Genomic DNA, 13195 nt, shown 5'->3' on the forward strand with positions numbered 1-13195 from the left:
TGATATGGTCTGTGGCAGGAAGAAAAGGTTCAATACTTTTTAGCAGAAGCCTGAAAGATAGCTATCCGACGATCTACGGTTAATCGGCCATTCCGACGCATTGTCGGATTGCAACCGTAACGATGCAGCCTTAATCAGGGGCAAAAGTCATTTTGCTTCTCAAGCGCGAAAGCCTGGATCGGCGCACCGTGACATTGTTTATGAGATTCCTATACCCAGCGGCGCTTGCGACCACTCTCCTCGGATCTCCAGCGCATGCCGCGACCGAGATCATGTGGTGGCACGCGATGTCGGGAGAACTCGGCAAGCAGGTCGAGAAGCTCGCTGCCGATTTCAACGCGTCCCAGTCCGACTACCGGATCGTGCCGAGCTACAAGGGCAACTATACCGAGACGGTCACGGCGGCGATCTTCGCCTTCCGCTCGCGCAGCCAGCCCGCCATCGTCCAGGTCAACGAGATCGCCACCGCCACCATGATGGCGGCTCGCGGCGCGATCTATCCGGTGTTCGAGCTGATGCGCGATCAGTCCGAGCCGTTCCTGCCGTCGAACTATCTGCCGACCGTGACCAGCTATTACGCCGATCTCAGCGGCAATCTGCTGTCGTTTCCGTTCAACGCCTCGACGCTGATCCTCTATTACAACAAGGATCTGTTTCGCGCCGCCGGCCTCGATCCCGAGGTGGCGCCGAAGACCTGGCCCGAGCTCGGTGCGGCGGCAAAGCGGCTGCGCGCGGCGGGTGCTCCGTGCGGATTCACCACGTCGTGGCCGTCCTGGATCAATGTCGAGAATTTCTCCGCCCTCCACAATGTGCCGATCGCGACCAAATCCAACGGCTTCGGCGGGCTTGATGCGGAGCTCATCTTCAACAATCCGCTGATGGTGAAGCACATCGCCCAGCTCGTGGAATGGCAAGCCACCAAGGTGTTCGACTATAGCGGCCGCGGGCAGTCGGCCGAGCCGCGCTTCCAGAAGGGCGAATGCGGCATTTTCATCGGCTCGTCCGGCACCAGCGCCGATATCAAGGCCAACTCGAAATTCGAGGTCGGCTACGGCATGCTGCCCTATTGGCCAGATGTCGCCGGCGCGCCGCAGAACAGCATCATCGGCGGCGCCACGCTATGGGTGCTGCGCGATCGCCCGCGGCCGGAATATGCCGGGGTTGCGAAGTTCTTCGCCTATCTATCGAAGCCCGAGGTGCAGGCCGCCTGGCACCAGGCGACAGGCTATCTGCCGATCACCCGCGCAGCTTATGAGCTCACCCGCTCGCAGGGCTTCTACGACCACAACCCCGGCGCGGCGATCGGGATCGAGCAACTGACGCTGAAGCCGCCGACTGAGAATTCGAAAGGTATCCGGCTCGGCTCCTTCGTGCTGATCCGCGGCGTCATCGAGGAGGAGCTCGAGCAGGCCTTTTCCGGCAAGCAGTCGCCGCAGGCCGCGCTCGATCTGGCCGTCGAACGCGGTAACCGGCTGCTGCGCCAGTTCGAGCGCGCCAATCCGGACAGGTAGAAATTGCCGTTGCCAGGCGTCATTGCGAGGAGCGCAGCGACGAAGCAATCCATGTCGACGCTTGTGGCGCTATGGATTGCTTCGCTTCGCTCGCAATGACGCCTATGGCCCAACTGCCCACCTTCACCGACTACGAAGCCTTTCGCGCCTGGCGTGCTGACCCATCGCGCTGGCTGCCGGTCGCGATGGATATCGCCCGCAGTCACGGAATTGCGTCCACGCCGCCTCACGTCTTCACGACCGGCACCAACCTCGTCGTCGGACTCGGTGATGATCTCATCCTGAAGTTATTCCCACCGCTGCTGCGGGCGCAGTTCGTATCCGAGCGCGGATCGCTCGCGCAGCTTCGCGGACGGCTCAAGATTCCGATTCCGGAGATCGTCGCCGAAGGCGAGCGCGACCGCTGGCCCTATCTCATCATCACGCGCGTGTCGGGTATCCTGGGTGCGGAGGTGTGGCCCTCGCTGCCCGAAGCGGACAAGGAGCGCGTGCTCGCCGAGATCGGCGAGACCATTGCCGATGTTCAGCGCGCGCCGCCGGGCCCGCTGCTTGACATCGAGCCACGCTGGAACGTGTTCATGCGGAGCCAGATGGAAGGTTGTCGTGCCAGGCACGAGCGGCTGGGGCTGGCGCGAAAATTCCTCGACGGGCTCGATGATCTCTTGCGCGACGCCGCCGAGTTGATCCCGATGCACGAACCGCCGGTCATCCTCACCGGCGAATACATCCCGCAAAACTTCATGCTGACGCAGCGGGGCGGCCGCTGGCACCTTTGCGGATTGATCGATTTCGGCGATGTGCTGGCGGGATGGCGCGACTACGATCTGCTCGGCCCCGGCGCATTCATGGCCGCGGGCCGGCCGCGCCGCGTGCTGAGCCTGCTCGAAGGCTTTGGATATTCCCGCAGCGACATCGATTTCACGCTGAAGCGGCGGCTGATGGCATTGATGCTGTTGCACCGCGCAAGCGACCTCAACCGGCACATCTGCATCGAGGGCTGGCAAGCGAAGGCCGACGATCTCCTGCAACTGCAGGAGCTGATATGGGCCACGTAAAAATGACTCGCCTAACAATCGGGCGTTCAAAAATATCCGCCTAATAAATAGGCAAAAACACTGGTTTGTATGCAACGTGGTGTCTGCCAATTGTAGCGTTTGACCCTGCTGCTCTCGATATTCCGAAGTGTTATCAATGCCTTGGGTCTGCGCCAACGCTCCGTTGAGGCTTGGCACAAACCTTGCGAACTCCTTCCACGCCATTTCCCAGGGGCGTTGGAGCATCACTCATGAAACGTCGCGATTTCCTCAGATCCGTGTCCGGATTGGCCGCAAGCGCGATGGTGCCTGCGCCGGCGATCTGGTCGCCCGCCAAGGCCGATGCGCGCTCGGAGACGCTTCTGATCGTCTCCGAGGGCGGCCCGAACAATCTCGATATCCATGGCGTCGGCACCAATGTGCCCGGCTATGAAGTGTCGTGGAATTGCTATGATCGCCTGATCACCCACGAGATGAAGAGCGGCCCGGGCGGCGTACCCTATTACGACCGCGACAAGTTCAAGGGCGAACTTGCCGACGACATGAATGTCGGCGACATGTCCGTCACCTTCAAACTGAAGAAGAACGCCAAATTCCACGACGGCACGCCGGTGACGGCAAAGGACGTCAAATGGTCGCTCGATCGGGCGGTCAGCGTCGGCGGCTTCCCGACCTTCCAGATGAGCGCGGGCTCGCTGACCAAGCCCGAGCAGTTCGTCATCGTCGATGACTCCACGGTGCGGGTCGATTTCGCCACCAAGGACCGGCTCACGATTCCAGATCTTGCCGTGATCGTGCCCTGCGTCGTCAATTCGGAACTGGTCAAGAAGAACGCGTCCGAAAAGGACCCCTGGGGCCTCGAATACACCAAGCAGCAGACCGCCGGCTCCGGCGCCTACAAGGTTACGAAGTGGACCGCCGGCACCGAAGTGATCATGGAGCGCAACGACGCCTGGGTCGGCGGCCCCGTGCCGAAGATCAAGCGCGTGATCTGGCGCATGGTGCCGCAGGCCGGCAATCGTCGCGCGCTGCTCGAGCGCGGCGATGCCGACATCTCCTACGAGCTGCCGTTCAAGGATTTCCAGGAGATGAAGGCGAACGGCAAGCTCGACGTGGTGTCGCTGCCGTTCTCCAACGGCATCCAGTATATCGGCATGAACGTCACCAAGCCGCCGTTCGACAATCTGAAAGTCCGTCAGGCGGTGGCTTACGCTATTCCCTATCAGAAGATCATCGACGCCGTGCTGTTCGGGCTCGCCAATCCGATGTTCGGCGCGAAGGACAAGCCGACCGATGTCGCCTGGCCGCAGCCGCACAAATATGACACCGATATCGAGAAGGCCAAGGCGCTGATGGCGGAGGCCGGCTATCCGAACGGCTTTGAGACCACGATCTCGTTCGACCTCAATTTCGCAGGGGTCAACGAGCCGCTCTGCGTGCTGGTGCAGGAGAGCCTGGCGCAGATCGGCATCAAGACCACCATCAACAAGGTGCCCGGCGCCAACTGGCGCACCGAGCTGACCAAGAAGGAAATGCCGCTCTTCACCAATGTATTCTCGGGCTGGCTCGATTACCCCGAATACTTCTTCTATTGGTGCTATCACGGCAACAATTCGATCTTCAACACGATGAGCTACAAGTCGCCGGAGATGGACAAGTTCATCGACGGCGCGCGCAAAGCTGCCGCGCTCGGCGACACTGCCGCCTACGATGCCGACGTCAAAGGCTTCGTCGATCTCGCCTTCACCGACATCCCGCGCATTCCGCTGTATCAGCCGTTCGTCAACGTGGCGATGCAGAAGAACATCTCCGGCTATCAGTACTGGTTCCATCGCCGCCTAGACTATCGCGCGATGGCGAAGGGGTAGCGAACGAACAGTGGAGGGCGCGCGATGCTGACGATGATTGGCAAGCGGCTGATGTTCGCGATCCCGAGTCTGATCGGGGTCGTCACTGTCACTTTCCTCCTGACGCGCGCGCTGCCGGGCGATCCGGCCGCGTATTTCGCCGGTCCCGCCGCGACCAAGGAGGCGGTCGAGCAGATCCGCAAGAAACTCGGTTTCGACCGGCCGCTGATCGAGCAGTTCTTCCGTTACACCAGCGATCTCGCTCATGGCGATTTCGGCACCTCGCTCACGACCGGCCAGCCGGTCGCGACCGAACTCCGCAATCGCCTGCCGGCGTCCGCTGAATTGACGCTGCTTGGCCTTTTGGTGTCGGTCGCGATCGCGATCCCACTCGGCGTGCTCGCAGCGACGCGCCCTGGTTCCTGGATCGACCATCTCTGTCGCGTCACGACGACGGCAGGCGTCTCGCTTCCGGTGTTCTTCACCGGCCTCGTGTTGGTCTACGTCTTCTATTTCCGGCTTGGCTGGTCGCCGGCGCCGCTGGGGCGGCTCGACGTGTTCTACAGCGCACCGCCGACCGTGACCGGCTTCTATCTGATCGACACGCTGATCGCCCGCGATTTCGAAGCGTTCCGCTCGGCGCTCAGCCAGCTCGTCCTTCCGGCGACGACGCTTGCGATCTTCTCGCTGGCGCCGATCGCGCGCATGACCCGCGCCTCGATGCTGGCGGTGCTCGCCTCCGACTTCGTGCGCACCGCGCGCGCCAGCGGCCTGTCGCCAGGCACCGTGATCGTCACCTACGCGTTCCGCAACGCGATGCTGCCGGTCATCACCACGCTCAGCATGGTGTTCTCGTTCCTGCTCGGCGCCAACGTGCTGGTCGAAAAAGTGTTCGCCTGGCCCGGCATCGGCTCCTACGCGGTGGAAGCGCTGATATCGTCGGACTTCGCGCCGGTGCAGGGCTTCGTGCTGACCATGGCGGTCATGTATGTGCTGCTCAATCTCGTCATCGACATTCTCTACGGCGTCATCGATCCACGCGTACGACTAGAAGGGTAGGGGTGAAGCATGAGCACCGTTGCGCCTGTCGTTGAGCCCGTCGGTCCGGCGCGGACCTCGGGACTATCGGCCGTTTTCGAGCACACGCGTTATGTGCTCGGCGAGAACAAGGTCACCGGATTTGCCTTCGCGCTGCTCATCCTTATCCTGTTCGCCGCGCTGTTCGGCCCCTATGTCGTGCCTTACGATCCGCTCGCCAGCGATACGGCGGCGGCGCTGAAACCGCCGTCGGCGGCGCACTGGTTCGGCACCGATCAATTGGGTCGCGACATCTTCAGCCGCGTCATCGTGGCAACCCGGCTCGACACCTTCATCGCGGTCGCTTCCGTCGTGCTGGTGTTCCTGATGGGCGGGCTCGCCGGCATCGCGGCCGGTTATTTCGGCGGCTGGACCGATCGCATCGTCGGCCGCATCGCCGACACCATCATGGCATTCCCGCTGTTCGTGCTGGCGATGGGCATCGTCGCGGCGCTCGGCAACACCGTGCAAAACATCATCATCGCCACCGCGATCGTGAATTTCCCGCTCTATGCCCGTGTCGCCCGCGCCGAGGCCAATGTCCGCCGCAATGCCGGCTTCGTTCAGGCGGCGCGGCTCTCCGGCAATGGCGAATACCGCATCCTGCTGGTGCATATCCTGCCCAACATCATGCCGATCATGATCGTGCAGATGTCGCTCACCATGGGCTACGCGATCCTGAACGCCGCCGGCCTTTCCTTTATCGGCCTCGGCGTCCGCCCGCCGACCGCCGAATGGGGCATCATGGTCGCCGAAGGCGCCGGCTTCATGGTGTCAGGCGAATGGTGGATCGCGCTGTTCCCCGGCCTCGCTTTGATGATCGCCGTGTTCTGCTTCAACCTGCTCGGCGACGGCCTGCGCGACATCGTCGATCCGCAGCGGAGGACGTAATGGCCGCACTCTTTCAGTTGATCGTCATTGCCGGGCTTGACCCGGCAATCCATCGCGCGAAGCGCAGCGTTGGCCTTCCGATGGATGCGCGGGTCAAGCCCGCGCATGACGAGCTGAGAATGAGGCGCTCGTCATGAGCGCGCAGCCGCTGCTTGACGTCAAGGACCTCACAGTCGAGTTCACCACGCGGCGTGGCATCGTCAAGGCGGTGCAGCACGTCAGTATTTCCGTGGCGAAAGGTGAGACGGTGGGCATCGTCGGCGAATCCGGCTCCGGCAAGTCGGTGACCTCTTACGCCGTGATGCGCATCCTCGATCGCGCGGGAAAAATCGCGGAAGGGTTGGTGATGTTCTCCGGCATCGACGTCAAGGCCGCGACCGAGACGCAGATGCGCGACCTGCGCGGCCGCGAGGTCTCGATGATCTTCCAGAACCCGCGCGCCGCGCTCAATCCGATCCGCAAAGTGGGCGACCAGATCGAGGACGTGCTGCGTCAGCACGTTCAGCAGTCGACGGTGGCCGATCGCGGTGAGAAGGCGATCGCGGCGCTTGAGCAGGTCAAGATTGCCCGGCCACGCGAGCGTTATCACGCCTATCCGTTCGAGCTTTCGGGGGGCATGTGCCAGCGCGTCGTGATCGCGCTTGCGCTGGCCTGCAATCCGCAGCTCCTGATCGCGGACGAGCCAACCACCGGTCTCGACGTCACCACGCAGAAGGCGGTGATGGAGCTGATCGTCGAATTGACGAAGCGTCGTTCGATGTCGACGATCCTGATCACGCATGATCTTGGCCTCGCCGCCGCTTATTGCGACCGCGTGGTGGTGATGGAGAAAGGCCGCGTGGTCGAGACCGCCAGGTCGGCCGATATTTTCGCCAAGCCCGAGCATCCCTATACCAAGAAGCTGATGCGCGCGACGCCGCGGATCGGCGTGTCGCTGCGCGATCTGCTGCCGGAAGAGGATGCGAAGCCCGTCATGGCCGGGCTTGACCCGGCCATCCATCAGTCTTCGAAAAACTCTTCTCCTGAAGGGATGGACCCCCGGGTCAAGCCCGGGGGTGACGAGAAGACAGAGCCGCTCCTCCTCGTCGAAAAGCTCGTCAAGGAATATCCGCGCCAGGGCGCAGGTGCGGTGCTGTCAAAATTGTTCGGCCGCAAGCCGCCGGTGGAGCAGGAGGTGTTCCGCGCCGTCGACGGCATCAGTTTCCATGTCGGCCATGGCGAGAGCGTCGGCCTGGTCGGCGAATCCGGCTGCGGCAAATCGACCACGTCGATGATGGTGATGCGGCTGTTGGACCAGACCTCTGGCCGCATCGCCTTCGATGATGAAGAGATCGGCGAGATCAAGCCGCAATCCTTTGCGCGATTGCCGCTGCGCAGCCGGATCCAGATGGTGTTCCAGGATCCGACCGACAGCCTCAATCCCCGCTTCACCGCTGCGCGCGCGATCGCCGATCCGCTTCTGCAACTCGGCGACATCAGGGGACGGGACGCGTTGCGGGCCCGCTGCGAGGAACTCGCCACGCTGGTCGGTCTTCCCGTCAATCTCCTCGACCGCTTCCCGCATCAACTGTCCGGCGGCCAGAAGGCGCGCGTCGGCATCGCGCGGGCGATTGCACTGCATCCAAAGCTTGTCATTCTCGATGAGCCGACGGCCGCGCTCGATGTCTCGGTGCAGGCGGTGGTGCTGAACCTGTTGCAGGATCTCAAGCAGTCGATGGGGATGAGCTATCTTTTCGTATCACACGATCTCAACGTCGTGCGCCTGTTGTGCGACCGCGTCATCGTGATGCGCAGCGGCAAGATCGTCGAACAGGGGAGTTCCGAAAAGGTCTTGGGCGATCCGCAGGAAGCCTATACAAAGGAGCTGCTGACGGCGATCCCGCATCCGCCGTTGCCTGTTCATTGAGCAGCCTCCGGAAAGAAAACAGGCACGCAGGCTTTCCCGGCACTCGATAAAACAGATGAGGTTGTGATTCGATCCAAGTCATCGGATCGTGGTTGAGTTGAGATCGTCGGGTGGGAGAGTCATGGCTGCCGACAAGCTGGATGACTATATCGACGCCGTGGCAACGGCGATCGGGTTGCCGGTCGAGGACGCCTGGCGGCCGGCGGTTCGCGCCAATCTTGAGGTCTCGCTGAGACTGGCACGGATGGTGGACGAATTCCCGCTGCCTGACGAGACCGAGCCGGCCAGTGTCTACTCGGCCTGATAGCGCAATGACCGATCAATCCTTGTCCGCCGCCGACATAGCGCAGGCCGTCGCCGCGCGAAAGCTCTCCGCGCTGGAAGCAACCGAGGCGGCGCTCGCCCGCATCGCCAAGCACGACTCCGTGCTCAACGCCTTCACCGACATCACCGCCGATCGCGCCCGCGCCAAGGCCAAAGCCCTTGATGCAGCGATTGCGGCCGGCCAGACCGTCGGCCCGCTCGCGGGCGTGCCCTTCGCGGTGAAGAACCTGTTCGACGTGCAGGGCCTCTCCACGCGCGCCGGATCGAAGATCAATCGCGATCTGCCGCCGGCCGCGCGCGATGCGACGCTGATCGAGCGGATGGAAGCAGCCGGCGCCGTGCTGGTCGGCGCGCTCAACATGGGCGAATACGCCTATGACTTCACCGGCGAGAACGTGCATGACGGTCCGTCGCGCAATCCGCACGATCCGACGCGGATGGCGGGCGGCTCCTCGGGCGGCTCCGGCAGTGCGGTCGGCGGCGCCCTGGTGCCGATCGCGCTCGGCTCCGACACCAATGGCTCCATCCGCGTGCCGTCGTCCTTCTGCGGTATCTTCGGTCTGAAGCCGACCTATGGCCGGCTGTCGCGCGCGCGTTCTTTTCCGTTCGTCGCGAGCTTTGATCATCTCGGGCCGCTGGCGCGAAGCGCAGGTGACCTCGCATTATCCTATGACGCGATGCAAGGACTGGATCCTGATGATGCCGCCTGCAGCCCGCGGCCGGTCGAGCCGGTTGTGCCACAGCTTGCGCGAGGCATCCGTGATCTCCGCATCGCCATTGCCGGCGGCTATTTCCAGCAGAACGTCTTTCCGGAGGCAGTTGAAGCCGTCGGCCGCATCGCCAAGGCGCTCAACGCGGCGCGTACGGTCGAAATTCCGGAAGCCGCGCGGGCCCGCTCGGCGGCCTATGTCATCACGACAACGGAAGGCGCTTCGCTGCATCTCGATCGCCTGCGCACGCGGCCGAATGATTTCGATCCCGCGGTGCGCGATCGCCTGATCGCCGGCGCGATGATCCCGGCGCCCTATGTCGACAAGGCGCAAAAGTTCCGCCGCTGGTACCGCGAAAAGGTGCTGGAACTGTTCAAGACGGTCGACGTGATCCTGGCTCCGGCAACGCCCTGCGTGGCGCCGAAGCTTGGGCAGGTGAACTTCACGCTCGATGGCGTCGAACTGCCGGTGCGCGCCAATATCGGCATCCACACCCAGCCGATTTCGTTCATCGGCCTGCCGGTGGTGGCGGTACCGGTTCCGCTTCTGCCGATGCCGATCGGCGTGCAGATCATCGCCGCGCCCTGGCGCGAGGACATCGCGCTGCGGGTTGCGTACGCTTTGGAGCAAATGGGCGCGGCCGCAGCGCCGCTGCCGCGAGGAATCTAGCGAATGGAAATCGATCTGCCCGACGTGCTTGCCGAAGTGAGCGCGCAGTTTGAGCGCTACGAGAAGGCGCTGGTGTCGAACGACGTCGCCGTGCTGGATGAGCTGTTCCGCAACGACAAGCGCACGCTGCGCTACGGCATGGGCGAGAATCTCTATGGCTATGACGCGATCATGGCGTTCCGCGCCGGACGCTCGCCGGCCGGGCTCAACCGCCGGACCGACAAGACCGTGATATCGACCTACGGCCGCGACACCGCGGTCGCTTCGACGCTGTTCTATCGCGACTCCGCACCTGGCAAGGTGGGACGGCAGATGCAGACGTGGATACGCTTCCCCGAAGGCTGGAGAATCGTCGCCGCTCATGTCAGCATCATCGACGAACCGAAGGATCCGAAGACATGAGTCTGGACGATCTTCCGCGTCGCCCTGCTGCCGCCGGACCGGACATGCTGGTGCGGCGCGTCGACCGTCCGTCTCCGCAACAATCCAGGATCACGCGCGCCGAAGAGCTGCGCCTGCAGCTCGCCGATGAGATCGTGCGCGGCGCGCTCGGGCCGGGCTCGCCGCTTGATGAAACCGATATCGCGCGCCGCTTCAATGTCTCGCGCACGCCGGTGCGCGAGGCGCTGCGCCAGCTTGCGGCGAGCGGCCTGGTCGAAGCGCGCGCCCATCGCGGCGCGGTGGTGGCGCGGCCGTCGATCGAACGGCTCACCGGCATGTTCGAGGCGATGGCGGAATTGGAAGCGCTGTGCGCGGGACTCGCTGCGGAGCGGATGACGGCAACCGACCGGCATGCGCTCGAAGCCGTGCATGAGGAATTGCGCGTGCTCAGCTACACCGGAAATCCCGAGCGCTTTCACGAGGTCAACGAGCGCTTCCACAACACGATCTATGCCGGCTCGCACAACGATTATATCGCCGAGATGACACTGGCGACACGGGTCCGGGTGCAGCCGTTCCGCCGCGCCCAGTTCCGCAATCTCGGACGATTGGCAAAATCGCATGTCGAGCACGATCGCGTCGTGGTCGCGATCCTGCGCGGCGACAAGACCGGCGCCGCCGCCGCCATGCGCGCCCACATCACGTTGGTGCGCGGCGAATACGAGATCTACGCGGTGTCAGTGTAGTTTCGCAGGGTATCCATTTGTTTCTGTCATTCCGGGGCGCGCGAAGCGCGAGCCCGGAATCCATTCGTCCACGTCATCCGCGGCCCGATGGATTCCGGGCCTGCGCCTTCGGCGCATCCCGGAATGACGGCTGTTATGTGGTAGGCGTCTCCGCCATGAACGCACGCCAGCCGCCGAAGGCGGAGATGTCGCGGGCGCCGTTGATCGCCGCCGGCTCCACGATAAAGCCCTTCACCTCGCGGCCGTCGGCGAGGCGGATGGTGCCGATCGAGAGCGGCGGCGGGATCGCGGCGACGAACTTGCCGAAGGATGACGGCGAGAGCGCCCAGAGTTCGAGCTCGATCGATGCGCCGCTGCCCGCTTCGACGCGCAGCATCCCGGGTTTCGGCGGCGTGGTGCCGAGCGCATAGAGCTTGTAGTCCGGCGCGGTCGCGGTCTCCTCGAGCAAACGTCCGTCGAGCGCGCGCAACTCGCCGTTCAGCGCCATGCCGGACAGGTGCGCGCCGACCACAGCAATCGGAATGTCTTCGCCGCTTGACGGCGGTAGCGGAGCGAGCAGCGGCTGCGGCAGCGACTTCGCGCCGATCGGCAGCTTTGTATCGGCATGGAAGACGCGGCCGATGCTGGCAAGCAGCGCGTCGCGGCCGGCCGGCGCCAGCAGCGTGATGCCGAACGGCGCGCTGTCTGGCCGCATCGCCGAGGGCAGCGCGAGGCCGCAGAGGTCGAGCAGGTTGACGAAATTGGTATAGGTGCCGAGCCGGCTGTTGAGCTCGATCGGATTGGCCAATACCTGCGCGGTGGAATAGACCGTCGGCGCCGTCGGCAGCACGATCGCCTCCATCGAGGCGAAGGCGCGCTCGGCGGTCCGGCGCAGTGCCTGCAGCCGATAGAGCGCGGCAAAGGTTTCGGCGGCGGTGAGCCGCGCGCCGGCCGCGGTGATCTCGCGCGTGACCGGGTGGATTGACTCCGGCGACGAGGCGAGCAGATCGCGGATCACCAGATAGCGCTCGGCAACCCACGGGCCTTCGTAGAGCAGCCGCGCGGTCTCGTAGAACGGCTCGAGGTCGAATTCGACCAGCGTCGCGCCGAGCGCGGCCCAGCGCTCGATCGCCTCAGCATAAAGCTGCTCCGACTGGCGGTCGCCGAAGAAGATCAACTGCCCTTTGCGGGGGACACCGAGCCGAAGCTTGGCCGGCAACTCCGTCATCTCGCCAAGCGGCCGCTCGCGCGAGAAGGGATCGGCGCCATCAGTGCCGGCCATCACCTTCAGCGCCGTCATGGCGTCGTCGACGGTGAGCGAGAACACCGAGATGCAATCGAGCGTGCGGCAGGCGGGCACCACGCCGGCGGTCGAGATCAATCCGAGGCTTGGCTTCAGTCCCACGATGTTGTTGAGCATCGCCGGCACGCGGCCGCTTCCCGCGGTATCCGTGCCCAGCGCCAGCGGCACCAGTCGGGCGGAGACTGCAACCGCCGATCCCGAGCTCGATCCGCCCGGAATGAGGTCGTCGCGGACCGGATTCCTGGGGATCCCGTAGGGCGAGCGCACGCCGACCAGGCCGGTCGCGAACTGGTCGAGATTGGTCTTGCCGATGATGATGGCGCCGGCCGCGCGCAACCGCGCGATGGCAGTCGCGTCATGCGTCGGCCTATAGGAGAAGGCTGGACAAGCCGCCGTGGTCGACATTCCCGCGGCGTCGATATTGTCCTTCACCGCGACCGGCACGCCATAAAGCGGCAGGCGCGCGGCGTCCTTGCCGGCCAGCGCCTCGGCTTCGGCTTGCGCGTCTTTCTCGGCGCGCAGGGTGATGAAGACGGCGGGATCGCCATGGTCGTGGATGCGCTGAAAACTGCGCGCGACCGTTTCCGCAGGCGTCATGGTGCCGGCGCGGTGCGCAGCAAGGATCTCAGCGACGGTTTCAGTCACGTGGTGCCTCGTCCATTTGGTCGGCCGATCTCCGTCACAATCGACGGCGCCCGGCCTGACAAAACCCAAGCCCACCGAAGCAAGCGATGTGCCATTGTGTACATTTGCAGTATTGGGGTGCTTGCGGAAATCGGGCTGTAATCTCCGTGACTTAAGTCTCTCGCCGAGAACC

The 13195-nt window shown here is 63.9% G+C and carries 11 protein-coding genes; 10 read left to right on the top strand and 1 reads right to left on the bottom strand.

What is annotated here, in order from left to right; all coding sequences use genetic code 11:
• Positions 1-200: 200 nt before the first annotated feature.
• The 10 genes from ugpB to AC5ZG5_RS00260 all read left to right on the top strand — a co-directional run bounded on the left by ugpB (position 201) and on the right by AC5ZG5_RS00260 (position 11096).
• Positions 201-1511: a sn-glycerol-3-phosphate ABC transporter substrate-binding protein UgpB gene (gene ugpB / locus AC5ZG5_RS00215; protein ID WP_456640643.1), complete on the top strand. Its 1311-nt coding sequence runs from the start codon at positions 201-203 to the stop codon at positions 1509-1511.
• A 104-nt stretch (positions 1512-1615) separates the two neighbouring features.
• Positions 1616-2566 (top strand): aminoglycoside phosphotransferase family protein, encoded by a 951-nt coding sequence (locus tag AC5ZG5_RS00220; protein ID WP_456640644.1) that lies wholly within the window; start codon positions 1616-1618, stop codon positions 2564-2566.
• Positions 2567-2796: 230 nt separating this feature from the next.
• Positions 2797-4413 carry an ABC transporter substrate-binding protein gene (locus tag AC5ZG5_RS00225; RefSeq protein ID WP_456640645.1) on the top strand — a complete coding sequence of 539 codons (1617 nt, stop codon included), beginning with the start codon at positions 2797-2799 and terminating at the stop codon, positions 4411-4413.
• Positions 4414-4437: 24 nt separating this feature from the next.
• On the top strand, positions 4438-5451 hold the full coding sequence (locus tag AC5ZG5_RS00230) for an ABC transporter permease (RefSeq protein ID WP_456640646.1): 1014 nt from the start codon (positions 4438-4440) through the stop codon (positions 5449-5451).
• Positions 5452-5460: 9 nt separating this feature from the next.
• Complete coding sequence (locus AC5ZG5_RS00235) at positions 5461-6360, top strand: ABC transporter permease (RefSeq protein ID WP_456640647.1); 900 nt, start codon at positions 5461-5463, stop codon at positions 6358-6360.
• Positions 6361-6493: 133 nt separating this feature from the next.
• Entirely contained in the window at positions 6494-8266 is a 1773-nt protein-coding gene (locus AC5ZG5_RS00240; RefSeq protein WP_456640648.1) for a dipeptide ABC transporter ATP-binding protein, read from the top strand.
• Positions 8267-8387: 121 nt separating this feature from the next.
• On the top strand, positions 8388-8570 hold the full coding sequence (locus AC5ZG5_RS00245) for a DUF4089 domain-containing protein (RefSeq protein WP_456640649.1): 183 nt from the start codon (positions 8388-8390) through the stop codon (positions 8568-8570).
• A gap of 7 nt (positions 8571-8577) precedes the next feature.
• Positions 8578-9969 (top strand): AtzE family amidohydrolase, encoded by a 1392-nt coding sequence (locus tag AC5ZG5_RS00250; protein ID WP_456640650.1) that lies wholly within the window; start codon positions 8578-8580, stop codon positions 9967-9969.
• A 3-nt stretch (positions 9970-9972) separates the two neighbouring features.
• Positions 9973-10371: an oxalurate catabolism protein HpxZ gene (hpxZ, locus tag AC5ZG5_RS00255; protein WP_456640651.1), complete on the top strand. Its 399-nt coding sequence runs from the start codon at positions 9973-9975 to the stop codon at positions 10369-10371.
• Positions 10368-11096: a GntR family transcriptional regulator gene (locus tag AC5ZG5_RS00260; protein ID WP_456640652.1), complete on the top strand. Its 729-nt coding sequence runs from the start codon at positions 10368-10370 to the stop codon at positions 11094-11096. The genes hpxZ and AC5ZG5_RS00260 overlap by 4 nt, the downstream gene beginning before the upstream one ends.
• Positions 11097-11229: 133 nt before the next feature.
• Here the strand turns inward: AC5ZG5_RS00260 and atzF are convergent, their stop codons facing one another.
• Positions 11230-13023: an allophanate hydrolase gene (gene atzF / locus AC5ZG5_RS00265; protein ID WP_456640653.1), complete on the bottom strand. Its 1794-nt coding sequence runs from the start codon at positions 13021-13023 to the stop codon at positions 11230-11232.
• Positions 13024-13195: the final 172 nt, after the last annotated feature.

The organism is Bradyrhizobium sp. Ses1, assembly GCF_059512365.1.